General features: G+C 64.6%; 23 protein-coding genes and 1 riboswitch. Of the genes, 10 read left to right on the top strand and 13 right to left on the bottom strand.

Annotation, left to right across the window (positions count from 1 at the left end; all coding sequences use genetic code 11):
• Window positions 1–62 precede the first annotated feature (62 nt).
• The 6 genes from ribBA to glyA form a co-directional block, all read right to left on the bottom strand.
• The gene (ribBA, locus tag EAH75_RS13045) at window positions 63–1,154 is read right to left on the bottom strand and encodes a bifunctional 3,4-dihydroxy-2-butanone-4-phosphate synthase/GTP cyclohydrolase II (RefSeq protein WP_140652093.1); all 1,092 of its coding nucleotides are present in this window, start codon (window positions 1,152–1,154) and stop codon (window positions 63–65) included.
• Window positions 1,155–1,296: 142 nt separating this feature from the next.
• Entirely contained in the window at window positions 1,297–1,938 is a 642-nt protein-coding gene (locus EAH75_RS13040; protein WP_140652091.1) for a riboflavin synthase, read from the bottom strand.
• A 130-nt stretch (window positions 1,939–2,068) separates the two neighbouring features.
• A riboswitch (FMN riboswitch) is annotated at window positions 2,069–2,261 on the bottom strand.
• A gap of 107 nt (window positions 2,262–2,368) precedes the next feature.
• The gene (gene ribD, locus EAH75_RS13035; protein WP_140652467.1) at window positions 2,369–3,430 is read right to left on the bottom strand and encodes a bifunctional diaminohydroxyphosphoribosylaminopyrimidine deaminase/5-amino-6-(5-phosphoribosylamino)uracil reductase RibD; all 1,062 of its coding nucleotides are present in this window, start codon (window positions 3,428–3,430) and stop codon (window positions 2,369–2,371) included.
• 92 nt (window positions 3,431–3,522) lie between these two features.
• The gene (nrdR, locus tag EAH75_RS13030; RefSeq protein ID WP_140652089.1) at window positions 3,523–4,044 is read right to left on the bottom strand and encodes a transcriptional regulator NrdR; all 522 of its coding nucleotides are present in this window, start codon (window positions 4,042–4,044) and stop codon (window positions 3,523–3,525) included.
• Window positions 4,045–4,046: 2 nt separating this feature from the next.
• Window positions 4,047–4,745: a CTP synthase C-terminal region-related (seleno)protein gene (locus EAH75_RS13025; protein WP_140652087.1), complete on the bottom strand. Its 699-nt coding sequence runs from the start codon at window positions 4,743–4,745 to the stop codon at window positions 4,047–4,049.
• A 9-nt stretch (window positions 4,746–4,754) separates the two neighbouring features.
• The gene (gene glyA, locus EAH75_RS13020; protein ID WP_140652085.1) at window positions 4,755–6,023 is read right to left on the bottom strand and encodes a serine hydroxymethyltransferase; all 1,269 of its coding nucleotides are present in this window, start codon (window positions 6,021–6,023) and stop codon (window positions 4,755–4,757) included.
• A gap of 173 nt (window positions 6,024–6,196) precedes the next feature.
• On the opposite strand from glyA, the gene EAH75_RS13015 reads away from it, so the two are divergent.
• From EAH75_RS13015 to pyrF, 5 genes are all read left to right on the top strand, one after another.
• Window positions 6,197–7,201 carry an aldo/keto reductase gene (locus tag EAH75_RS13015; protein ID WP_140652083.1) on the top strand — a complete coding sequence of 335 codons (1,005 nt, stop codon included), beginning with the start codon at window positions 6,197–6,199 and terminating at the stop codon, window positions 7,199–7,201.
• Window positions 7,202–7,236: 35 nt separating this feature from the next.
• Complete coding sequence (locus tag EAH75_RS13010; RefSeq protein WP_140805742.1) at window positions 7,237–8,133, top strand: NAD(P)H-binding protein; 897 nt, start codon at window positions 7,237–7,239, stop codon at window positions 8,131–8,133.
• Window positions 8,130–8,747 carry a TetR family transcriptional regulator gene (locus tag EAH75_RS13005; protein WP_140805740.1) on the top strand — a complete coding sequence of 206 codons (618 nt, stop codon included), beginning with the start codon at window positions 8,130–8,132 and terminating at the stop codon, window positions 8,745–8,747. The genes EAH75_RS13010 and EAH75_RS13005 overlap by 4 nt, the downstream gene beginning before the upstream one ends.
• Before the next feature lie 87 nt (window positions 8,748–8,834).
• Window positions 8,835–10,496: an energy-dependent translational throttle protein EttA gene (gene ettA, locus EAH75_RS13000; protein WP_140805738.1), complete on the top strand. Its 1,662-nt coding sequence runs from the start codon at window positions 8,835–8,837 to the stop codon at window positions 10,494–10,496.
• 217 nt (window positions 10,497–10,713) lie between these two features.
• The gene (gene pyrF / locus EAH75_RS12995; protein ID WP_140652074.1) at window positions 10,714–11,547 is read left to right on the top strand and encodes an orotidine-5'-phosphate decarboxylase; all 834 of its coding nucleotides are present in this window, start codon (window positions 10,714–10,716) and stop codon (window positions 11,545–11,547) included.
• 34 nt (window positions 11,548–11,581) lie between these two features.
• Here the strand turns inward: pyrF and EAH75_RS12990 are convergent, their stop codons facing one another.
• From EAH75_RS12990 to EAH75_RS12970, 5 genes are all read right to left on the bottom strand, one after another.
• The gene (locus EAH75_RS12990) at window positions 11,582–11,815 is read right to left on the bottom strand and encodes a hypothetical protein (RefSeq protein ID WP_140652072.1); all 234 of its coding nucleotides are present in this window, start codon (window positions 11,813–11,815) and stop codon (window positions 11,582–11,584) included.
• Between the two features lie 113 nt (window positions 11,816–11,928).
• Window positions 11,929–13,131 (bottom strand): acyltransferase family protein, encoded by a 1,203-nt coding sequence (locus EAH75_RS12985; protein ID WP_140805736.1) that lies wholly within the window; start codon window positions 13,129–13,131, stop codon window positions 11,929–11,931.
• Window positions 13,132–13,200: 69 nt separating this feature from the next.
• Window positions 13,201–13,482 (bottom strand): DUF427 domain-containing protein, encoded by a 282-nt coding sequence (locus EAH75_RS12980; RefSeq protein ID WP_140652066.1) that lies wholly within the window; start codon window positions 13,480–13,482, stop codon window positions 13,201–13,203.
• On the bottom strand, window positions 13,482–14,018 hold the full coding sequence (def, locus tag EAH75_RS12975) for a peptide deformylase (protein ID WP_140652064.1): 537 nt from the start codon (window positions 14,016–14,018) through the stop codon (window positions 13,482–13,484). The genes EAH75_RS12980 and def overlap by 1 nt, the downstream gene beginning before the upstream one ends.
• A 141-nt stretch (window positions 14,019–14,159) precedes the next feature.
• The gene (locus tag EAH75_RS12970; protein WP_140805734.1) at window positions 14,160–14,963 is read right to left on the bottom strand and encodes a DUF4197 domain-containing protein; all 804 of its coding nucleotides are present in this window, start codon (window positions 14,961–14,963) and stop codon (window positions 14,160–14,162) included.
• Between the two features lie 170 nt (window positions 14,964–15,133).
• Between EAH75_RS12970 and EAH75_RS12965 the strand changes: the two genes are divergently transcribed.
• Window positions 15,134–17,212: a carbon starvation CstA family protein gene (locus tag EAH75_RS12965; protein ID WP_140652059.1), complete on the top strand. Its 2,079-nt coding sequence runs from the start codon at window positions 15,134–15,136 to the stop codon at window positions 17,210–17,212.
• A 10-nt stretch (window positions 17,213–17,222) separates the two neighbouring features.
• Window positions 17,223–17,417, top strand: a complete 195-nt coding sequence (locus EAH75_RS12960) for a YbdD/YjiX family protein (protein WP_140652057.1) — start codon at window positions 17,223–17,225, stop codon at window positions 17,415–17,417.
• A 636-nt stretch (window positions 17,418–18,053) separates the two neighbouring features.
• Here EAH75_RS12960 and EAH75_RS12955 read toward each other — a convergent pair.
• A complete protein-coding gene (locus tag EAH75_RS12955; protein ID WP_277752538.1) occupies window positions 18,054–19,304 on the bottom strand; it encodes a nitrilase-related carbon-nitrogen hydrolase in 1,251 nt (416 codons plus the stop codon).
• 162 nt (window positions 19,305–19,466) lie between these two features.
• On the bottom strand, window positions 19,467–20,045 hold the full coding sequence (locus tag EAH75_RS12950; RefSeq protein WP_140652052.1) for a TetR/AcrR family transcriptional regulator: 579 nt from the start codon (window positions 20,043–20,045) through the stop codon (window positions 19,467–19,469).
• 372 nt (window positions 20,046–20,417) lie between these two features.
• Here EAH75_RS12950 and EAH75_RS12945 point away from each other — a divergent pair, with 372 nt between their 5' ends.
• The 3 genes from EAH75_RS12945 (at window position 20,418) to EAH75_RS12935 (ending at window position 22,362) form a co-directional block, all read left to right on the top strand.
• Window positions 20,418–20,705 carry a hypothetical protein gene (locus EAH75_RS12945; protein ID WP_140805730.1) on the top strand — a complete coding sequence of 96 codons (288 nt, stop codon included), beginning with the start codon at window positions 20,418–20,420 and terminating at the stop codon, window positions 20,703–20,705.
• 101 nt (window positions 20,706–20,806) lie between these two features.
• Window positions 20,807–21,091 (top strand): hypothetical protein, encoded by a 285-nt coding sequence (locus EAH75_RS12940; RefSeq protein ID WP_140652048.1) that lies wholly within the window; start codon window positions 20,807–20,809, stop codon window positions 21,089–21,091.
• A gap of 188 nt (window positions 21,092–21,279) precedes the next feature.
• Complete coding sequence (locus tag EAH75_RS12935; RefSeq protein WP_140805728.1) at window positions 21,280–22,362, top strand: alpha/beta fold hydrolase; 1,083 nt, start codon at window positions 21,280–21,282, stop codon at window positions 22,360–22,362.
• Window positions 22,363–22,426: the final 64 nt, after the last annotated feature.

Raw genomic sequence — 22,426 nt, 5'->3', positions numbered from 1 at the left:
AGCGGATTATGCGGTGACGGAGCCACCACCGCATGGCACCGTGGTGGCGCGGGAGTGGCGGATCAGACGTATTCGACTACTTCCAGCCCGAAGCCGGCCAGGCCGACCAGCTTGCGCGGCGTACCGAGCACGCGCAGCCGATGCACGCCCAGATCGGCCAGCATCTGCGCGCCGAGGCCCAGCTGGCGCCACTCCTGCTGCTGCGCATCTTCCGGCGCCTGGGTGCTGGGCTGGCGCTGCAGCCGGGCCAGCAGCGCTTCGGGTGTGTCCTCGCCGGACAGCACCAGCAGCACGCCACGATCCTCGTCGGCGATCCGGCGCAATGCCGATGTCACGGTGAGGCCAAGGTCGTCGCGCTGCAGATGCAGCACGTCGGACAGGGTGTTGCGCACGTGCACGCGCGACAGCACCGGTGCGCCATCGTCGACCGTGCCGCGCACCAGCGCGAAGTGCAGGCCGCGGCGGATCGCGTCGCGATACGCGTACAGCCGGAACGTGCCGAACTCGGTCTGCACCTCTTCCTCGTGCACGCGCTGCACGGTCTTTTCGGTTTCCAGCCGGTAGCGGATCAGGTCGGCGATCGAGCCGATCTTCAGGCCATGTTTCGCTGCGAAGATTTCCAGCTCCGGACGGCGCGCCATCGAGCCGTCCTCGTGCAGCACTTCGATCAGTACCGCCGACGGCTCCAGCCCGGCCAGCGCGGCCAGATCGCAACCGGCCTCGGTATGACCGGCGCGAGTCAGCACACCGCCCGGCTGCGCGGTGAGCGGAAAGATGTGGCCGGGTTGCGCCAGATCCTGCGGCTTCGCATCGGCCTTCACCGCCACCTGGATCGTGCGCGCGCGATCGTGCGCCGAGATGCCGGTGGTAACCCCCTCGGCCGCCTCGATCGAGACGGTGAAGTTGGTGTGGTAGGACGAGGTGTTGTCGCTGACCATCGGGCGCAGGCCGAGCTGGCGCGTGCGCTGTTCGGTCAGCGTGACGCAGACCAGGCCGCGCGCCTCGCGCACCATGAAGTTGATGTCCTCGGCGCGCACCTTCTCGGCGGCCATGATCAGGTCGCCTTCGTTTTCGCGATCCTCGTCGTCGAGGATGACGACCATGCGGCCGGCGCGGATGTCTTCGAGGATTTCGGGGATGGTGTTGAAAGGCATGATGCAGGTCCGTTCTGTGGTTCCCTTCTCCCTTTGGGAGAAGGTGCCCCGAAGGGGCGGATGAGGATTCGGGCGGAGCCGGGCAGCATGTTTCGCCCGAACCCTCACCCCTGCCCCTCTCCCGTCGGGAGAGGGGTTCCAGTCAGGCGAAGCCATGCTGCTTGAGAAACGCCTCGTCCAGCCGCGGTGTCTCGCCGCTGGAAAGCAGTCGCTCGATGTAGCGTGCAATCACGTCCACCTCGATGTTCACCGCGTCACCCACGCGGCGCGCGTGGAACGCAGTGTGCTCGACCGTATGCGGAATCAGGTTGACGCCGAAGCGATGGCCGACGACCTCGTTGACGGTGAGGCTGGTGCCGTCGATGCAGACCGAGCCCTTCGCCGCGATATAGCGTGAGATCGCAGCGGTCACCTCGAACGTCCAGCGCTGCGAACGACCATCGGGCGCGATCGACACCACCTTGCCGAGACCGTCGACATGGCCGGAGACCAGATGGCCGCCGAGGCGGTCGGCCAGGCGCAGCGCCTTCTCGAGATTCACCGGATCGCCAGCCTTCAACTTGCCCAGCGACGTGAGCGACAGCGTCTCGTTGGAAACGTCTGCGCTGAACCCGCGCGGTTCCAGCGTAACCGCGGTGAGGCACACGCCGGACACGGCGATCGAGTCACCCAGCTGCACGTCGGCAATGTCGAGACCGGCCGTATCGACGACCAGCCGCACGTCGCCGCCACGCGGCTCAAGCCGCGCGATGCGGCCAACGGACTGAATGATGCCGGTAAACATCAGCGCACCTCCGGCAGGAGGGGGACGTTCGCAATGCTCAGAATCGATTTCATGAAACGTTTCCCGCGTCAGAAACTGCGAAAAACGCCCCAAGGCATGAGGCCAGGCATACGCCGTATGGCGTCCACCCCGCCGTCTTCTCTTTATCCGGACTGTGAGGAAACTGTCGCCAGCTTCCAACCGTCGGCTCCGGCATCTGACCGGATCTGCTGACCCCCGGCTTCTCCTCGCGGAATCGACCGGGGCGCTCGCGGGCTCGTTGTCGGGCGTTGACCCTTCAACCTACCGCCGGTGGGGAGTTTCGCCCCGCCCTGAAGACGCTATGTGATGTTTGCCGGTTTGGCCGGCTGGCGCAGTCTAGCACCGACACGCGAGACAGCCGACCGCCATCGGGGGAATGCAGCGTTCGCCAGTGCGCACAACGCCAGACTCAGGCGGGACGCAGTTGCAGCCGCCAGTCCGCACCGAGCTGGCGCTGGTCGATCACCCGCAACTGCCAGCGCCTCGCCATGTCGCTGAGCGTGGGCAGGTGCAACAACGGGCGCGCACTGTCGCCCAGCAGCAATGGTGCGATGTACAGCAGCAATTCGTCGACCAGACCGGCCGCAAACAGCGCGCCGCACAAAGTCGGACCGGCTTCCACATGCACCTCGTTGCAGCCGCGGCCCGCCAGCAGGGCAAGTACGGCGCGCAGGTCGAGCGCATCGTTCTGCGTGGCCACCGCCATCCGTTCAACCCGCTCGAAACGGTTGTCGGCACAGAATCCGGCTGCACCATGCAGCACCAGCGTCGGTGTCGAGCCATCCAGCACCTGGCTGCCGGCCTGCGTACGCAGCTGGCGATCGAGGATCACCCGCAGCGGCGGCGTGAACTCCTCGTCTTGCAGCAGCCGCACGGTGAGCCGCGGGTCGTCGGCCAGCACGGTGCCGTTGCCGCTGAGGATCGCCGAGCTGCGCGCGCGCCAGCGCTGTACGTCGGCGCGTGCGGCTTCGCCGGTGATCCACTTCGACTCGCCGTTGGCCAGTGCAGTGCGGCCGTCCAGACTCATCGCCAGTTTCACCCGCACGAACGGACGGCCGCGCTCGATCCGGCTGAAGAAACCGATGTTCAACTCGCGCGCAGCATCGCGCAGCAGGCCGATGTCGACAGTGATGCCGGCGGCACGCAACCTGGCCGTGCCACGACCATCGACCTGCGGAAATGGATCCTCCGCCGCGACCACGACACGCGCCACGCCCGCGGCAATCAGCGCCTCCGCACACGGCGGCGTGCGCCCGTGATGCGCACACGGTTCCAGCGTGACGTAAGCCGTGGCGTCCCGTGCACGCGCGCCGGCTTCACGCAACGCGTACACCTCGGCATGCGGCTCGCCGGCACGCTGATGGAAGCCCATACCGACGACCTCGTCACCCTGTGCGATCACGCAACCGACGCGCGGATTCGGCTGGGTCGTGTAGAAGCCACGCTCGGCCAGACGCAGGGCGTGCGCCATGTGCTGGTGATCGAGTGCGCTGAAAAATGGCGGGGTCGTGGACATGCGCAACATTCTGGCAGATGCGCCCGAATGAGGTGACGCCGCAGGAATCAGTTCTTCTTGCCGCGCCTTGCGTCGCCTTCGCCGAGCAGCGAAAGCTGCAGGCTCTCCAGCCCCGGCAGATCACGCTCCAGCTTCTCGATCTCCTCGCGGAACGCCTGCACGTCCTCGAATTTGCGGTAGACAGAAGCGAAGCGCACGTAGGCAACCTGGTCGAGATTCTTCAGCTCACGCATCACCAGTTCGCCGAGCTGGCGCGACGGTACTTCGCGCTCGCCGCTGCGCCGCAGGTCGTTGATGATGGCGCGCACGGAGGCATCGACGTTTTCGCTGGCCACCGGCCGCTTCTGCAAGGCACGCTCGAAACTCACCCGCAGCTTGCGCTCGTCGAACACCTCGCGCCGCTCACCACTCTTCACGATCGTCGGCAACTTCAGCTCCGCCGTCTCGAACGTGTTGAAGCGCTCGCCACACTGCTCGCATTCACGCCGACGACGCACGCTGCTGCCATCCTCGGTCAGCCGTGAGTCGATCACGCGGGTGTCTTCGTGCTGGCAGAAGGGGCAATGCATGGTCAGTAAGTGTCAACCATCGTCTGCACGAAAGCACGCACAGCAGGCGGCAACCGCCCCTGCAAGGCACCTCGCTCATGCTGGAACAGGGTGGCGACGAAGAACGGGTGGCCCTCCAGTTCGACACCACGTACATCGCCCGCATCGTCCACGGCACAGATCCGCAGCGGACCATCCGCAAGCGCCTCACGGAAGTCGGGACTCAAGCCGTAGCTGCAGTGATAACCCTCGGTGATCGCATCGACGCCATAGGCCCGCGCCAGCCGGGAGCCCTCGACCAGATGCACCGCATCGGTCACCTCGACCAGCGCGCACAGCAGCGGCACAATCACCTGGCGCCGAGCTTGTGGTGCCGTCTCGGCATGCTCGGCGTCGGCCCAGCCAAGCACGTTGCGCGCATATTCGATCACGGCATGCTGGAAACCGCCGCAGGTGCCCAGGAACGGGACGTGCCGCTCGCGCGCCACACGGATCGCCGCGAGAGCGCCTTCCATGCTGCGATACGGACTGGCCGGCACGCACCAGAGTCCGTCGAACTCCGCCAGCGCAGCGCCATCACCGACCTGGTCGGTCGGTATCCAGACCGGCTCGACCGTCACGCCGCAGGCAGCGGCCGCCATGTCCAACGCCAACGGAATGGCGCGATGGGCGACCACCTCATCGCTGTGGTCGCCGATCAATCCGACCTGCAGGGCGTGCATGCCGGCGACTCAGCCGTAAACCGGGAATTTCTTGCACTGCGCCGTCACCGCGTCGCGAACACGGGCGATCACCGCCTCGTCACCCGGTGCATCCAGCACGTCGCAGATCCAGTTGGCCAACTCGGTCACGTCCGTTTCCATGTAGCCGCGGGTGGTGACGGCCGGCGTACCCACGCGCAGGCCGGAGGTGACGAAGGGCTTGCGCGGGTCGTTCGGCACCGCATTCTTGTTGACGGTGATATGCGCCTTGCCGAGCGCCTCCTCGGCGGCTTTGCCGGTGACGTCCTTGCCGATCATGTCGACCAGCATCAGATGGTTCTCGGTGCCACCGGAGACGATCTTGTAGCCGCGTGCCATGAAAGTCTTGGCCATCGCCTTGGCGTTCTTCACCACCTGGGTCTGGTAAGTGGTAAACGCCGGCTCCAGCGCTTCTTTGAACGCGACAGCCTTGGCTGCGATCACGTGCATCAACGGGCCGCCCTGGATGCCGGGGAACACGATCGACTGCAGCTTCTTCTCGATCTCTTCGCCCGCCGGCCCCATTCCGGCATGGCTGGCCACGATGATGCCGCCGCGCGGGCCGCGCAGCGTCTTGTGCGTGGTCGAGGTGACCACGTGCGCGTGCGGCAGCGGGCTCGGGTACACGCCGGCGGCGACCAGACCGGCGACATGGGCCATGTCGACGAAGAACAGCGCGCCGACCGAATCGGCGATCTGGCGCATGCGCGCCCAGTCCACCACCTGCGAGTAGGCGCTGAAGCCGCCGACCAGCATCTTCGGCTGGTGCTCGGTGGCCAGGCGCTGCACTTCGTCATAATCGATCAAGCCGTTCTCGTCGACGCCGTACTGCACCGCGTTGAACAGCTTGCCGGAAATATTGACCTTGGCACCGTGGGTGAGATGGCCGCCATGCGCGAGACTCATGCCGAGGATCGTGTCGCCCGGCTGCAGCAGCGCCAGGTACACCGCCTGGTTAGCCTGCGAGCCGGAGTGCGGCTGCACGTTGGCGTAATCGCAATCGAACAGCTGCTTCAGCCGTTCGATCGCGAGCTTCTCGGCGATGTCCACGTACTCGCAGCCGCCGTAGTAGCGCTTGCCCGGATAGCCTTCGGCGTACTTGTTGGTGAGCTTGGAGCCCTGCGCTTCCATCACCCGCGGGCTGGCGTAGTTCTCCGAGGCGATCAGCTCGACGTGATCTTCCTGGCGCTGGCCTTCATCGGCGATGGCCCTGGCCAGTTCGTCGTCATAACCGGCAATCGTGCAGTCCTTGGGGAACATTCTGACCTCGTAAAGGGCGGGCGGGGAAGTCCCGAAGTGTAGCCCCGACGGGCACTCCGGACCACCGATGGGGTGCCCGGCAGGGCGCTCACGCAGATATTTGAATGACAGATATTGAAATCTGTCATTCAAATATCTACTATCAACTTCCAACCCCACGCAGGCGAGCCACCATGAAACATCACACCCTGGGCCATAACGGCCCGCAGGTTTCCGCCCTCGGCCTCGGCTGCATGGGCATGTCCGATCTCTACGGCAAGGCCGACCGCAGCGAAGGCATCGCCACCGTGCATGCCGCGCTGGATGCCGGCATCACCCTGCTCGACACCGGCGATTTCTACGGCATGGGCGACAACGAACTGCTGCTGGGCGAGGCGCTGGCCGGCCGGCCGCGCGACAGCTACCAGCTCAGCGTGAAGTTCGGTGCCCAGCGCGGCCCGGATGGCGCCTGGCTGGGCTACGACTCCCGCCCCGCCGCGGTGAAGACCGCGCTGGCGTATTCGCTGAAACGCCTGCGTACCGACTACATCGACGTCTACCGCCCGGCCCGGCTGGATCCGAATGTGTCGATCGAGGACACCGTAGGCGCGATTGCCGAGCTGGTGCAGGCCGGTTACGTGCGCCACCTGGGCCTGTCAGAAGTGGGCGCAGAAACCATCCGCCGCGCGCATGCCGTGCTGCCGGTGGCCGACCTGCAGATCGAGTACTCGCTGATTTCGCGCGGCATCGAGGACGCGATCCTGCCCGCCTGCCGCGAACTGGGCATCGCCGTCACCGCCTACGGCGTGCTGTCGCGCGGACTGATCAGCGGCCACTGGACGAAGAACCACGGCACCGACGCACGCGACTTCCGCCAGCACAGCCCACGCTTCCAGGGCGACAACCTCGAACACAACCTGCAACTGGTCGACGTGCTGCGCGGACTCGCCGACGCACGCGGCTGCAGCGTGGCGCAGCTGGCGATCGCCTGGGTGCTGGCGCGTGGCGACGACATCGTGCCGCTGGTCGGCGCCCGCACGCGCGAACGATTGAACGAAGCACTGGGCGCATTGCAGGTAACCCTCACCGGCGACGACCTTGCCACGATCGAGCGCGCCGTACCGCCCGATGCAGCGGCGGGCGATCGTTACGCCACCGCGCAAATGGCCATGCTCGACAGCGAACGCGACGCACGCTGAAGCAGACACCTCTCCCCCTTTCCAAGGAGCATCACATGTACGCCATCATGGGCATCACCGGCCAGGTCGGCAGCGCCACCGCTAGGCATTTGCTGGACAACGGCCAGCGCGTGCGCGCCATCGTGCGCGACAAGGCGAAGGCTGCGACCTGGGCCGCGCGCGGCGCCGAGATCGCCGTCGCCGACTGGTCCGACGCGCATGCACTGGCCGCCGCGTTCAGCGACGTCGACGGCGTGTTCGCCATGTTGCCGGCCAACTTCGCGCCCAGCCCCGATTTCGCCGAACCGCGCGCGCTGGTGCAGACACTGATCGCGGCACTGCGCCAGGCGCAGCCGCCGAAGGTCGTGGCACTGTCGTCGATCGGCGCCCAGCATGATCGGGACCTGGGCCTGATCACCCAGCTGCATCTGCTGGAAAGCGCGCTCGACACGCTGCCGCTCCCGCGCGCCCACGTGCGCGCTGCGTGGTTCATGGAGAACATCCGCTGGGACGTGGCGTTGGCGCAACACCAAGGTCGCCTCGTCAGTCATCTGCAACCGCTCGATCGCGCGATACCGATGGTTTCCACCGACGACATAGGCCGCACCATCGCCAGCACGCTCGTCGAAACATGGTTCGGTCGCCGGGTGATCGAACTGGAAGGGCCGCGGCGCTACAGCCCGCTCGACATGGCGCAGGCGCTGGCGGCGGTGCTTGAGCATGACGTCGAGACGGCCACGGTGCAGCGCGAACAGTGGGCGGCGCGCTTCGAGGACGAGGGCATGCCGGCCGACCGCACCGGCCCGCGCATCGCCATGCTGGATGGCTTCAACAGCGGCTGGATCGGTTTCGAAAACGGCACGACGGAGCACGTACGCGGCCGCATTCCGCTGGGCTACGTGGTCGACGAACTCGTCAGCGCCGGTCTCGACGTGCTTGAATCAGCAGCATGAACGACTCCGCACTGACTCCCGAACGCATCCTCGCCGCGGCCGAGGAGGTGTTGCGCCGCTACGGTCCCGGCAAGGCCACCGTGGTCGATGTGGCGCAGGCACTCGGAGTCAGCCACGGCAGCGTGTATCGCCATTTCGCCAGCAAGGTGGCACTGCGCGATGCGGTGCTGCGCGGCTGGCTGGAACGGGTCATGGCGCCGCTTGATGCCATCGCCACCAGTCGTACCGCGCCACCGGCCCGGCTTCGTCAATGGCTGACTGCGCTGCGCGACATCAAGCGCAACAAGGTTCTGGGCGAACCCGAACTGTTCGCCACCTATAGCGCGCTGGCGGCCGACGCGCGCGAGGTGGTCGGCGAGCATGTCGAACACCTGCTGGGGCAGATCGAAACGATCGTCGCCGCCGGCGTGAAAAGCGGCGACTTCCGCAAGGTGGATGCGCAGGCCACCGCGCTGGCGATCTTCGACGCCACCTCGCGCTTCCACTACCCCGGCATGGCCCACTTGTGGAACACGCCGGGCGAGGATGCCGCGTTTGCCCAGTTGCTCGACCTGCTACTGGCCGGCCTGACGCCGACAACCGCACCGCCCCGGCGCCGCAAATCGGCGAGCTGAGCCGCGGGACGCTGGCGCAACCGCTATAATGCGGGGTTTGCGGGCGCCCGACGGGCGTCTGCCGCGGCACATCTTCCCGGAGTCGACATGCAATACATCTACACCATGAACGGGGTCAGCAAGATCGTCCCGCCGAAGCGCCAGATCATCAAGGACATCTCGCTGTCCTTCTTTCCGGGCGCGAAGATCGGCCTGCTCGGCGTGAACGGCGCGGGCAAGTCCACCGTGCTGAAGATCATGGCCGGCGTGGACACCGACTTCCAGGGTGAAGCACGCGCACAGCCGGGCACCAAGATCGGTTACCTGGCGCAGGAGCCACAGCTCGATCCGGAGAAGACCGTGCGCGAAGCGGTCGAGGAAGGCGTTGCCGAGATCCTCGATGCGCAGAAACGCCTCGAAGAAGTCTATGCCGCGTACGCCGAGGAAGGCGCCGATTTCGACAAGCTCGCGATCGAACAGCAGAAGCTGGAGAACCTGCTGGCCGCCAACGATGCGCATGCGCTGGAGCGCCAGCTGGAAGTCGCCGCCGACGCGCTGCGCCTGCCGCCGTGGGATGCCAAGATCGGGCCGCTGTCCGGTGGCGAGAAGCGCCGCGTGGCGCTGTGCCGCCTGCTGCTGTCCAAGCCCGACATGCTGCTGCTGGACGAGCCGACCAACCATCTGGATGCGGAATCGGTCGACTGGCTGGAACAGTTCCTGCACGACTACCCGGGCACCGTGGTCGCGGTCACGCATGACCGCTACTTCCTCGACAACGCGGCCGAGTGGATCCTCGAACTCGACCGCGGCCGCGGCATTCCGTGGAAGGGCAACTACACCGAATGGCTGGAACAGAAAGGCGAGCGGCTGGCCCGCGAGGAAGCTTCCGAAAAGGGTCGCCAGAAGGCACTCGCACGCGAGCTGGAATGGGTGCGTTCGGCCGCCAAGGGACGTCAATCCAAGGGCAAGGCGCGTATCAACCGCTTCGAGGAGCTGAACTCGGTCGAGTACCAGAAGCGCAACGAGACCAACGAACTCTACATTCCGCCGGGCGAGCGCCTGGGCCAGGAAGTGATCGAGTTCAAGAACGTCAGCAAATCGTTCGGCGATCGCCTGCTGATCGACGACCTGTCGTTCAAGGTGCCGCCAGGCGCGATCGTCGGCGTGATCGGCCCGAACGGCGCCGGCAAGTCCACCTTGATGAAGCTGATCACCGGTGTGGAAAAACCGGACCAGGGCGAGGTGAAGCTCGGCCACACCGTGCAGCTGGCTTACGTCGACCAGTCGCGCGACAACCTCGATGCGAAGAAGAACGTGTGGCAGGAAGTCTCCGGCGGTGCCGACATCATCACCATCGGCCGCTACGAGCTGCAGTCTCGCGCATACATCGGCCGCTTCAACTTCAAGGGCACCGACCAGCAGAAGCTGGTGGGCAGCCTCTCCGGTGGCGAACGTGGCCGCCTGCACCTGGCCAAGACCCTGATGCAGGGCGGCAACGTGCTGCTGCTCGATGAACCGTCCAACGATCTGGACGTCGAAACGCTGCGCGCGCTGGAAGACGCGATGCTGGAATTCCCCGGCTGCGTGATGGTGATCTCGCATGACCGCTGGTTCCTCGACCGCGTCGCCACCCACATCATCGCGTTCGAAGGCGATTCGCACGTCGAGTTCTTCCCCGGCAATTACAACGAGTACGAGGCCGACAAGAAGCGCCGCCTCGGCGAGGAAGGCGCCAAGCCGCATCGGGTGAAGTACAAGAAGCTGGCGTAACAGCGGTTTCCTTCTCCCTTCGGAGACAAATCGGCAGGATTGCCGATTTGCGCGGCGAAAGCCGCCCGAAGGATGAGGCACATGGATGTGCCGAATGAAGGTGCCCGCAGGGCGGATGGGGGATCGGGCTTGCAAAGTATTTCGTTGTGACCGAACCCTCATTCCTTCCCTTCTCCCGAAGGGAGAGGGGTTTCACTGAAAAGGCGCGGAGACCACGATGAGTTTCATGCAGTCACTGCAGCAGGCATGGACCCGCAACAACTCGCTGGTCTGCGTAGGCCTCGACCCCGAGCCATCGAAGTTCCCCGCGCACCTGCGCGACAAGCCCGATGCAGTATTCGAGTTCTGCCGCGCGATCGTCGACGCCACCGCCGACCTGGTGTGTGCGTTCAAGCCGCAGATCGCCCACTTCGCCGCCCTGCGTGCCGAAGACGCGCTCGAGCGGCTGATCGCGCACATCCATGAAAAACATCCCGGCGTGCCGGTGATTCTCGATGCCAAGCGTGGCGATATCGGCAGCACCGCGCAGCATTACGTCAGCGAAGCGTTCGATCGTTACGGCGCCGATGCAGTCACCCTGAACCCGTACCTCGGCCGCGATTCGGTGCAACCGTTCCTCGATCGCGCCGACAAGGGCGTGATCCTGTTGTGCCACACCTCCAACGCCGGCGCCGCCGACCTGCAGGAGCTCTTCGTGTCGGATGAGAGCGGCGGTGGCAAGCCGCTGTACCAGCATGTGGCGCAGATCGTCGCGCGCGAATGGAACACCCACGGCAACTGTGCACTGGTGACAGGCGCCACCTGGCCGGAGCAACTGGCCGAAGTACGCGCCTTGGTCGGCGATGTGCCACTGCTGGTGCCAGGTGTCGGCGCCCAGGGCGGCGACGTCGAAGCGGTGGTACGCAACGGCCGCACGATTGACGGCAGCGGCCTGATGATCAGCTCGTCACGCGCGATCCTCTACGCCGGCAGCGGCGAGGATTTCGCCCAGGCTGCCCGCACCGCCACGCAGACATTGCGCGACACGATCAATCGGTACCGGCACGGTTGAGCGCCCTGCGCAGCAGTCCTGCGCCCGTACAACATCAGCCCAGGGCGGGCTTGGCTGCCTGCAGCATCTTCGCTTTCAGATCCATCGAATCGGCGGCGTCCAACAGTGCTCGCGCAAAGCTGCGCACCTCGGCGGGACGCAGGGCATACCAGTTGCCGGTCTTGCTGGCTTCGGGCACCTTGCGGCCCGCGCGGGACACGCAGTGCGGCCGGAAAATTACCATGCCGGTGAGTGATTCCGAACTGATATCCGCGGAAACAATCTGCATGTGCGTTTCGTCTTCTTTCTTCACCGAACCTCTCCCGGGCGGATAGCCGCCCGTGTACAGCTTACGCTACCGGGAGTTCAGCGGGCGTTGCCTGCATCACCGCGGCCGGCGATTCACGGCGTGGCGCCCGACTCGCCGGCCGCATTGAAGGCCGTTGTGTCGATGTACCCCGACTTCGCCAGCCGATGGCGCAGCCAGCGTTCACACGGTGTCGACAACCAGCGTTCCACCGCCGCGCCCAGCAGCCAGCACAATGGCAATGCCAGCAGATACCACAGGAAACCCAGGCGCTGGTCGGCGCCACTGAGCCTGAACAGCCGCACGACCGCGAACACCACGAACATGTGGCTGAGATAGATCTCGTAACTCAGGCGCCCCCATGAGCGCAGCCAGCCCAGACCACGCACCGGCCTGCCTGCACCGTGCGATTGTCGCTGCTGACTGACCAGCACCAGGCACAGCGTCGACAGCGTCAGTACCAGCAGGTAGCCATCGTGCAGCAGATGCCACAGCACGGCGCCATCCAGCATCACCGCCACCAGGCCAATTGCGCCAAGCCAGGCCAGCAGGGTGAGCGTGCGCGGCGGCGCCTGCCAACGCGATGCCAGCAAGGCGCCGAGCACGCCGATGGCGATCGCCGACATGCCGGGCAGATACGCCTTCTCCTGCCAGATCTCGTTGCCGCTCAACGCCGCGTGCGTCCATGGCATCGACAGCGCGAGCAGCGCCAGCATCGGTACCAGCACCCTGCGGCGCCGGGTGAGCAGGCACACGACCGGAAACGCGAGATAGAACACTTCCTCGATCGACAGCGACCACAACACATCCCAGTTGCCCGGCAGATAACCGGTCTGCCCCTCGTACCAGTTCAGATGCAGGCCAAGCGCCGCGACGATTGCGCGTGGCAGCGACTGGCCCGCGCGGGTGATCGTGTAGTCCTGCACGCCCAGCAGATGCAGCACGCTTAGCACGCCAACCAATGCCAGCAGGCACGGCATGATGCGGGCGAAACGCCGCGCATAGAACGCGCGCATGTCGATCTGCCCGAGGCTGCCCCAGCGGCGCAGTGCATTGCCCGCGATCAGGAACCCCGAGATCACGAAGAACACGAACACCGCTTCATAACCGTTGTAGTTCAGCCGGCTCAACAACCACGTCGGCAGCACATCGGCCAGCGCGGTTTTCTTCAACGGGATACGCAGGCCGATGTGGTTGAACACCACCAGCACGATCGCCAGCCCGCGCAGCAGGTCGATGCCGGGGTTGCGGGCGGCGGCATGTACGTGAACGGGCGGGGTCGATTCCGCAGGCTGCATCGAGTGGCACTCGCTCGGGGAGGCTGCATCATCGGCGAGCGCAGCGCGGGCGGCAACCGGCATCGTCGCTCAATCCACCACGTCGACCCCGCGCCAGAACGCCACCCTGTCCCTGATCTGCGCGGCGGCCGCCGAAGGCGTCGCGTAGTACCAGGCCGCGTTGGCATTCACCTCATCGCCGACGACCACGTCCAGATAACTGGCCGTGCCTTTCCAGGGACAGGTGGTGTGATGTTCGCTGTCGCGAAAATGTTCGCGCTGGAGCGAGGCCGCGGGAAAGTAGTGGTTACCCTCGACCACCACGGTGTCATCGCTCTGCGCCAGCACGGCGCCCCGCCACATCGCGCGCATCAGTCGTCTCCCATGTCCTGGCCAGGAAACAGCACGTCGGTATAACCGAACTTGCTGAAATCGGTGATGCGGGTGGGGTACAGCCGGCCGATCAGGTGATCGCATTCGTGCTGCACCACGCGGGCGTGGAAACCCTCGGCGGTGCGTTCGATGCGCGCGCCATGCGGGTCGATGCCTTCGTAGCGGATCAGTGAGTAGCGGCTCACCGCGCCGCGCAGGCCTGGCACCGACAGGCAACCTTCCCAGCCCTCTTCCATGTCCTGCGACAGCGGCGTGATCACCGGGTTGAGCAGGATCGTGCGCGGCACCGCGGGCGCATCGGGATAACGTTCGTTGCTGTCGAAGCCGAAGATCACCAGCTGCAGGTCCACGCCGATCTGCGGCGCGGCGAGGCCCACCCCATCGGCGGCGTGCATGGTCTCGAACATGTCGACGATCAATGCGTCGAGTTCCGCGCTGCCGAGCATCGCAGCGGGCACCAGAGGGGCGATGCGCAGCAGGCGCGGGTCGCCCATTTTCAGGATTTCGCGGATCATGTGGAGCCTCGACGTGGAATCGCCATCTCCTGGTGATTTAGGATCGATGCGGGTCAATGCAAGCCGCATGATTCAGCGCTTCAACCGCAAGAAGCACAGAGCCAGAGCGCCATGCTGATTTTGTTGAACCCGCAAGCGGGTTCAACCGCCGAACACCTTCTTCAGCAGATCGGTGGTGCGCGCGCCCGGATTGTGCCGGATCGACTGCTCCTGGTCGCCGATTTCGGTAAACAGGCCGTCCAGCGTCTTCGACGTCACGTAATCGTCAAGATCCAGCGGGCTGTTGCCGTTGCCCGCCTTGTGGCCGCCACCGAGCGAGCCCAGCGAACCGAGCGCGCCACCGAGCGCTCCGCTGCCGCTGCCGGAGGTGAACGCCTTGTATTTCTGGGTAACGCCGACCCTTTCGGTGGCCTTGGCCACGATCGGATGGATACGTGCGGTCAGTGCATCGCCGGCGACGCGGCGGAAGAAATCGGTGGCGGCATGATCCCCGCCGGTGAGGATGCCGCGCGCGTCGCTGAGGCTCATCTTGCGGATTGCGTCACCGAAGATCTGCGCCACCTGCGGCACCGCTTTCTCCGCCGCACGATTCATGCTCAGCTCGAACGCGTCGACCTTGGCGCCCTGCCCCAGCTGTTTCGCCAGCTTGCCGGCCTGTTCAAGTTTGCCGGGCAAGGGAATGCGCACCTTGCTGTTGTTCCAGAAACCGCCGTCGCGACCGAGACTGTTGATCGCATTGGTGGTGCCCTTGGCCAGCGCTTCCTTGAGGCCGGAAGCGATGTCGCTGTCCGGCAGGTTGCTGCCGAGCGAGGAATTCGAGCCGTGTGCCGACGACTTGACCTTGTTCAGCAGGTCCTTGAACTGGCCGGAACCGGCCGCAATCACCGGCAACGTGGCAACGACGAGAGCAAGGCCCAGCAGGCCATGGCGAACCGAAATACGCATGACAAACTCCTTGTAGCCGGCAGGGTGGCCAGTGTACCCCTGCGGCAAACCGCCGTGGCGCCTGCCCGCACCGGACTATTCGACCAATGGCTAATGCCGGCAGGCCTGTTTTGGCATTGACCCTCGCCGCCGACGGGGCGACCCTTGCGGCATTGCCGAGGAGCCACTCAATGCAAGCGCAAGCAGCCATCCCCAAGCCCAGTCCGGCCAGCAAGATCATGTGGGTCGCCATCGCCATCGTCGGCGCGTTCTGCCTGGGCGTGGTGGCGCTGCGCCGCGGCGAGCCGATCAACGCGATCTGGCTGGTCGCCGCGTCGATCGCGATCTTCGTGATCGGCTACCGCTTCTACGGCAAGTTCATCGAGCACTCCGTGCTGCAACTCGATCCCACTCGCGCGCCGCCCTCGGTGTTGCGCAACGACGGGCTCGACTACGTGCCCACCGACAAGTGGGTGGTGTTCGGCCACCACTTCGCCGCGATCGCCGGCGCCGGTCCGCTGGTCGGCCCGGTGCTGGCCGCACAGATGGGCTACCTGCCCGGCACCATCTGGATCCTGTTCGGCGTGGTGTTCGCCGGCGCGGTGCAGGACTTCATGATCCTGGGACTCTCGCTGCGCCGCGACGCCCGCTCGCTCGGCCACATGCTGCGCGAAGAGCTGGGGCCGCTGCCCGGCATCGTGGCGATGATCGGCGTGCTGGTGCTGATGATGATCGTGCTGGCGGTGCTCGCGCTGGTGGTGGTGAAAGCGCTCACGCACAGCCCCTGGGGTACCTTCACCGTGGCCGCCACGATTCCGATCGCGCTGCTGATGGGCGGCTACCTTCGCTGGTTCCGGCCGGGGCGGATTCTCGAAGTGTCGATCATCGGCCTGGTGCTGCTGCTGGTCTCGATCTGGCTGGGTCGCTACGTGGCCGAATCGGCCACGCTGGCGCCGCTGTTCGACTTCGACGCCAAGGCCCTGGCCTGGCTGCTGATCGCCTATGGTTTTTGCGCGTCGGTGCTGCCGGTATGGCTGCTGCTGGCGCCGCGCGACTACCTGTCCACCTTCCTCAAGATCGGCACCATCGCGCTGCTGGCGCTGGCGATCTTCCTGTCCGCGCCGATGTTGCAGATGCCGGCCGTGACCCGGTTCATCGACGGCAGCGGCCCGGTATTCGCCGGCAACCTGTTCCCGTTCCTGTTCATCACGATCGCCTGCGGCGCGGTCTCGGGCTGGCACTCGATCATCGCTTCCGGCACCACGCCCAAGCTGCTCGCCAATGAAGGCCAGGCACGCCTGGTCGGCTACGGCGGCATGCTGATGGAAGCGTTCGTGGCGATCATGGCGCTGGTCGCCGCCGCCTCGCTGCACCCTGGCGTCTACTTCGCGATGAATTCACCCAGCGCGATAATCGGCACCAGCGTGCAGGACGCCGCCACCACGATCAGCCAGTGGGGCTTCGTGGTGACGCCGGACGAATTGATTCAGACGGCCAAGAATATCGGCGAGAACAGCATCCTCAGCCGCGCCGGTGGCGCACCGACGCTGGCCGTGGGCATGGCGCAGCTGCTGCACAACATCATCCCCGGGGGCGGCATGATGGCGTTCTGGTACCACTACGCGATCCTGTTCGAGGCGCTGTTCATCCTCACCACGGTGGACGCCGGTACCCGCGTCGGCCGCTTCATGATCCAGGAGATTGCCGGCCTGATCCACAAGCCGCTGCAGGAAACCGAATCGTGGACCGGCAACCTGCTGGCCACTGCGATCTGCGTCTTCATCTGGGGCTACTTCCTGTACCAGGGTGCGGTCGATCCGCTCGGCGGCATCAACACGCTATGGCCGTTGTTCGGCATCGCCAATCAGATGCTGGCCGCGATCGCGCTGATGCTGTGCACCGTGGTGGTGGTGAAGTTGAAACGCGAGCGTTACGTGCTGGTGCCGGGCATCCCGGCGCTGTGGCTGATCATCTGCACGCTGACCGCCGGCTGGCAGAAGCTCACCGGCCCGATCAGCTTCACCGCCGCCGCGAACAAGTACTCGGCCGCGATGCAGCAGGGCCAGTTGCTGGCGCCGGCCAAGACGGCGGCGGAGATGCAGCGCATCGTCACCAACAACTACGTCGACATGGCGCTGACCGGCCTGTTCATGTTGCTGATCGTGGCGATGGTGCTGTTCTGCCTGCGCGCCCTGATTCAGGCCTGGCAGACCAACCACCCGACCGCACACGAAGAACCGTACGTGGCGCTGAGCAGCGTCGCCAACTGAGGAGACCGTGATGACCACGACCTTCCAGTCCGTACGCAAGTGGGCGGTACAAACCGCCCGCTTGTGCTGCGGCATCCCCGACTACGACGTCTACCTGAAGCACCTGCGCGAGCACCATCCCGAACGGAAAGTGCCCAGCTACGACGAGTTCTTCCGCGAGCGGCAGGAGGCGCGGTACAAGGGCGGTGGCGGGAGGTGTTGTTGAAGGGCGACTACGACGGGCTGCCTTCAACCCGAGGCGACTGCTGCAGTATCTGAATCTGTGCTCGTTCAGCCAATCAGGCTCAGCCGCCGAATGCCTGCACCACATCTACCGTCGCGGCCCGATGATTGCCGCGCAGGTCGTGACCGGCAGAGGTCGACCCGAAGGCGACGTCCACGACCGTCTGTTTTGCGGCTGCCAAGTTGAACAGGCGAATGTTTGGAGTTGCGCGATAGGGCGACCACTGGTTGGCACCTGTCGCCCTATCGTCGCTGTACGGCCAAAAGTGGTCGCTCGGACACGTCAACCATTGGCGCGGCGAGCTATCAATGCGTGCTCAGCTCAAGCCAGTCGAGCTCCTGTTCCACCTGGCGATAGGCATCGTCACCGATCTGTCCACTATCGCGTAATGTATCGATTGCCGTGCGCGCATGTCGTACGATTTCAGTCGGAGCGAGTTGTCCGCCGAAGCAGGGGTTTCACCCGGCAACGTCACGCCCTGTTGGCGCTCGCTGAAAACTGACCACCTCTGCGTGTCGAAGGCCGACCGCCCTGCGAGTACTTGCTGGGCCAAAAATCCCGCAGACCAAGTTGGAATTCCGTGGTCAATCTTCAGTGCGCAGGACCTCGCCTTTCTGGTCAATTTTCAACGCTCGGCAACAGGGCGGCGCTTCGCAGCCGCCGCCAGGCCGGCAGCCCTGCGCCAAGCGCGAGAGCGAAGATCCCGCAGAGCCACGGGAAGGCGTTGCCGATCCGCGTATAGAGCGTTGGCCCGGATCCCAGCGGCAGGTCGGCGACGATCATGGTCAGGCCTGTAGGCGCATCCTTCTTGAGAGCGACCAGACGCCCTTGCGCGTCGCTGGCGAACACCAGGCCGTCATGGGCAGCCCGCACGATCGAAAATCCGCCTTCGACGCCCCGCATCACGGACATGATCCCGTGCTGCCAGCCATCGATGCCCATGTCGCCCGCGGGCACGCCCATCAGGCGGACGCCCCTGGCGGCATCGGAACGAATGGTGTCGGGGAAATCCATGTCCTTGCAGATATCCACGGCACGCCCATCGCCCAACCAGCCCGGGACATGACCCGGCGTGAAATCATCTTCGATGCCAGGCACCGGGTGGCGCTTGTCGTAGCGCTGAATCCTGCCATCGGGCGTGATCGCAAGCGCGAAGTCGGCGGCTGGCGTCTCGGAATGGACGCCGGCAATGATCTGCACACCCGTGTCCCTGGCGGCGGCAACGAGCGGCGCAACGATCGTGCTCTGTCCGGCAGGGGTCGATGCCATTCCGCCTTCCGGCGTAACCACGAATCTGGCGCCTTCCCGGGCGGCTGCACGGATCTCGCGCGCATAGGTTTCGGTCACCGCCGTCTGAGCGGACACGGTCTTCGCCCGCCAGGAATCCGATACGGCCGTCTCATCGACGATTCCCGCCACCCGCAGCACGTCGGGCTGCGGGTGTGCGAGCCGCACGATACCGAACACCAAGTTGGCCGCACAGATCGTCAGGCCGAGGCCGACCGCGGCCGTGTTCCGTTTGAGCCACGGCGCCATGGCGAGGGTATTGGCAAAGAGGCAGATCAGGAACGTAACGGCGTACATCCCCAGGAGCGATGCGCTCTGGATCAGGACGGGCGCGGACATCGTGCTGTAGGCGAGCGATCCGTAGGTGCCGTTCGGGGACTGCAGTTCAATCAGGAACTCGAAGGCTGTCCAACAAGCCGGAAACGCAAACAGCGTGAGGAGCGGTGATACCCGGTGCTGCACGAAGCGCGCGAACCATACCGCGACGCAAAACAGCCCGATGTCGACCACCAGAACCGACGTGAGGACGAGCGGCGGTATGAGGGAGGTAGGGTGATTGCAACATGTAGCCTGCGCCGCCAAGGAGCGCGATGGCGCTTGCCCCAATCACTTGCCACGTGCGCGCATTGCCATAGGCGAGCCACAATAGCGGCACGGGCGCGAGCCAGACCAGGGCCCAGATGTGGTCGTATCCCTGTGAGAGATAAAACATGATGCCGCTCAGCACGGCGGCCAGCAGGGTGATCATTCGTTTTTTCCGGACGGTTTGAGGGAATCGAGGAACTGGCGCTGCGCCGCGCGGTACAGCGCCTTGAACTGTTTGTCGCTAGCGAAACGCCTGGCGCGCTGCATGGACACGAATCCCTGTCCGTAGGCCACGAGCGCCATGGCGATCCCGAATGTAGGCTCGTCGCGGAACCGGCCATCGGCCTTCGCCTGATCGATGCGAGCCATCACCAGCGCAATCGCCGGCGAGCGGCCCGCGGCGAAATCATCGGGGAACCGGCGCGCCGCTGGTGCGGGCAGGAAGAACGCCGCGTCGAACCTGTGCGGCTGCGTGAGCGCGAAATCGAGATAGGCCTTCATGAGCGCCTCCAGCCACTTCACCGGGTCTTGGGCGCGGATGCCGCGAACGATCGTCTCCCATGCGGAGATACCGTCCTGCATGAGAGCGTTGACCAGCTCGTCCTTGTTCTTGAAATGGCGGTAGAGCGCCATCGGCGAAAGGCCCGCCCGCTCGGCGACCCTGCGGATGGTCAGCCCCTCGAAGCCTGCGGATTCGAGCACTGCTTTCGCAGCGGAGAGTATGCGGTCCTTGGTCATGCGTACGTTGTACACTAATGTGTATTAAGTACACAAGCTAATCTCGCGGCCATAGTCCCAGGCATCCGAGGTGCTCAGGTTCATGCCATTGTTCTAAGTAATCCATGCCAACACAGTTGATCAGGCGCGCCGGACAACTTAACCGGCATCGTCAGCCAGTTGACGATCCTACTGAAGGCCGCTTGTCGACCCGAAGCGGACATACTCTCGCCACCACTAAGTCGCTCGACGCGACCAAACTTGGATCCTAAGCGCGCTTGGTGCAGCGAGCGCTTTGAAGCCGATATCCCAAATAACGATTGCGACTCCGCTGGCGCCTATCGTGGCCGCGGCGATAGGTGGGTTTTCATGAGTTCACTGGGGGAGCGATTGATGAAGCAAGCCACCGCAGCAAATTTGGCTGTCTTGTTCGCAGCATTGGCATGGATGGCTCTGTTCTCTGGCGCTACTCTTTTGATCGCTGATCCGAGGCCAGGAACACCTAGCGCCGAGATCGAGGCAACGCGCCACTTGGCCCTGGCAATCGAGTGCGCCGGATACTTGCTCATCCTTTGTTCGATTTGGTTATCCGGATACAGCTTCGTCGCGGCAAGATGGCGATCGATACTCGCGATGCTTGCTTGCCTTGTAGCTTTTGGTGTCCAGATCTACTTCGGCTAGAAGGCCATTTCGGCTAACTAAGAGCAGCGCCAATGAGGCGTTAACAAGATCCAAGTTCGACTTATCGCGGATATCGCCAACAACTGGCTTGGGATGACACCGTGAATCTTTCGCCACAAGACAAAGAGCTACTTCGTAGGATCGATGAAGTGCTTCACTACCGGTGGGATCCCATCGGAGTTGCTGGCGTTCCGCAGGCTAGCGACGAGTACGAAAGTTATGTTCCACAGGTGTTTCAGCTGCTCAAAGGGACTGTGGACGGCAAGGATGTCGCCGACTATCTCAATTGGCTAGGCACGGAACATATCGGTATGGGATCCGACCCTAGTCGCGACGCGGAGGTAGTAGAGGCACTGCTGCGATGGCGAAATCACCTGTTGGAATAGTCTCCCTAAACGTCTGCTCGTGGCCGATAGCGAACTTTGGTGTCGCCGGTCGGTAGTAGTTGTCCGATGGTAGCGGTGCGACCCGAAGCGGACATGTGTGCCTAAAATGGCGGGGCGCACCAGCATGATTGGCGGGGATGGAGTCTTGCTGGCAAGCTTCGCGAAAGTTCTGACCGGCCGTATCGGTCATGCCGAAGTTGCAAGCACAGGGGAAAAAGATGAGCAGAAAGACTTTGGCCGTGACGCTGGGGATCAGCTGTCTATCCATTGCTACGCTGGCTACCGCGCAACCGGCACCCGCCGGGCCACACATCACCGACTCGGTCTACACGAAGCCTGATCAGCTCGTGGATGTCGGCGGTGGCCGACGCCTGAACCTTCATTGCCGTGGGTCAGGGTCACCCGCAGTTATCTTCGACTCAGGCCTCAATGACTCGTCGATCGCGTGGGCACTCGTCCAGCCGGCCATCAGCAAGACGAATGCGAGCTGCTCGTATGACCGTGCGGGGATGGGTTTCAGTGACGCTGCCTCCCGACCGGGAACGGCAGCTAACGATGTCGATGACATTCACAAAGCCCTGCAAGTTGCCCACATCAAGCCGCCCTATATCCTCGTGGGGCACTCGGCTGGCGGCATGGCGGTTCGCGTCTTCGCCGATCGCTATCGCGACGAAGTGGTCGGCATGGTCATCGTCGACGGCTCGCACGAAGATCAATCGAGCCGTATGAAGGCCATTGCGAAGCCAGAGGTCCAGGCACACTGGGGTGATGACCTGAAAGACACAACCTGCATGGACGCCGCGAAGGGTGGCGCGATTGCCAAGGACTCCCCCGCGTACGAGAAGTGTGTTGGTAAACCGGATCCGCGCTTCAGCCAGGCGATCAACGATACGATGCTGGAATACCAAGCCAAGCTGAAGTACCAGGCGGCCAGGGCCTCGGAGTTCCAGAGCTTTTACGGTGCAAGCGCCGACCAGACCCGCGCAACCCGGCGGGATTTCGGTGACATACCGATCATCGTGCTCACGCATGCCCCCTATCCCCGCTACAAGACGTTGACCCAGCGGGAGCAAGACCAGCGAACCGCTACGTGGGAGCAGATGCACAACGAGGTCGCTGCCATGTCCACCCATGGCGTCAACGAGATCGTGCCGCGCGCGGGTCATCTCATCAACTATGACCGACCTGAGATCGTCATTGACGCCATCCGTCAGGCTTTGGCTGTTGCTGCGGAACAGGCGACTCCTCCATCGACAACGGCCACAAAATAACTTGGTCGCCATCTGAGTCACCACGCCTCGCTTACCGAAGCGAGCGACGGACTGTTAAGTAACG

Origin of the sequence: Rhodanobacter glycinis (assembly GCF_006438785.1) — a bacterium.
Classification (GTDB): domain Bacteria; phylum Pseudomonadota; class Gammaproteobacteria; order Xanthomonadales; family Rhodanobacteraceae; genus Rhodanobacter; species Rhodanobacter glycinis_A.
The sequence above is the reverse complement of the archived record's forward strand: the minus strand, read 5'-3'. Positions and strand labels throughout refer to the sequence as shown.

Bases quoted from the DNA above. Each gene is read 5' to 3' on its own strand.
- EAH75_RS13005 (WP_140805740.1), top strand. From the start codon at position 8,130: ATGAACGACTCCGCACTGACTCCCGAACGCATCCTCGCCGCGGCCGAG.
- EAH75_RS12965 (WP_140652059.1), top strand. From the start codon at position 15,134: ATGCAAGCGCAAGCAGCCATCCCCAAGCCCAGTCCGGCCAGCAAGATC.
- EAH75_RS12960 (WP_140652057.1), top strand. From the start codon at position 17,223: ATGACCACGACCTTCCAGTCCGTACGCAAGTGGGCGGTACAAACCGCC.
- ribBA (WP_140652093.1), bottom strand. From the start codon at position 1,154: ATGCCTTTCAACACCATCCCCGAAATCCTCGAAGACATCCGCGCCGGC.
- EAH75_RS12970 (WP_140805734.1), bottom strand. From the start codon at position 14,963: ATGCGTATTTCGGTTCGCCATGGCCTGCTGGGCCTTGCTCTCGTCGTT.
- EAH75_RS13040 (WP_140652091.1), bottom strand. From the start codon at position 1,938: ATGTTTACCGGCATCATTCAGTCCGTTGGCCGCATCGCGCGGCTTGAG.
- EAH75_RS12935 (WP_140805728.1), top strand. From the start codon at position 21,280: ATGCCGAAGTTGCAAGCACAGGGGAAAAAGATGAGCAGAAAGACTTTG.
- ribD (WP_140652467.1), bottom strand. From the start codon at position 3,430: ATGGCGCACGCCCTGCGTCTGGCCGAGCGTGGCTTCTACACGACCCAG.
- EAH75_RS13025 (WP_140652087.1), bottom strand. From the start codon at position 4,745: ATGCACGCCCTGCAGGTCGGATTGATCGGCGACCACAGCGATGAGGTG.
- pyrF (WP_140652074.1), top strand. From the start codon at position 10,714: ATGAGTTTCATGCAGTCACTGCAGCAGGCATGGACCCGCAACAACTCG.
- EAH75_RS12950 (WP_140652052.1), bottom strand. From the start codon at position 20,045: ATGACCAAGGACCGCATACTCTCCGCTGCGAAAGCAGTGCTCGAATCC.
- EAH75_RS13015 (WP_140652083.1), top strand. From the start codon at position 6,197: ATGAAACATCACACCCTGGGCCATAACGGCCCGCAGGTTTCCGCCCTC.
- glyA (WP_140652085.1), bottom strand. From the start codon at position 6,023: ATGTTCCCCAAGGACTGCACGATTGCCGGTTATGACGACGAACTGGCC.
- def (WP_140652064.1), bottom strand. From the start codon at position 14,018: ATGATCCGCGAAATCCTGAAAATGGGCGACCCGCGCCTGCTGCGCATC.
- EAH75_RS13010 (WP_140805742.1), top strand. From the start codon at position 7,237: ATGTACGCCATCATGGGCATCACCGGCCAGGTCGGCAGCGCCACCGCT.
- EAH75_RS12980 (WP_140652066.1), bottom strand. From the start codon at position 13,482: ATGCGCGCGATGTGGCGGGGCGCCGTGCTGGCGCAGAGCGATGACACC.
- EAH75_RS12985 (WP_140805736.1), bottom strand. From the start codon at position 13,131: ATGCAGCCTGCGGAATCGACCCCGCCCGTTCACGTACATGCCGCCGCC.
- EAH75_RS12990 (WP_140652072.1), bottom strand. From the start codon at position 11,815: ATGCAGATTGTTTCCGCGGATATCAGTTCGGAATCACTCACCGGCATG.
- nrdR (WP_140652089.1), bottom strand. From the start codon at position 4,044: ATGCATTGCCCCTTCTGCCAGCACGAAGACACCCGCGTGATCGACTCA.
- ettA (WP_140805738.1), top strand. From the start codon at position 8,835: ATGCAATACATCTACACCATGAACGGGGTCAGCAAGATCGTCCCGCCG.
- EAH75_RS12945 (WP_140805730.1), top strand. From the start codon at position 20,418: ATGAAGCAAGCCACCGCAGCAAATTTGGCTGTCTTGTTCGCAGCATTG.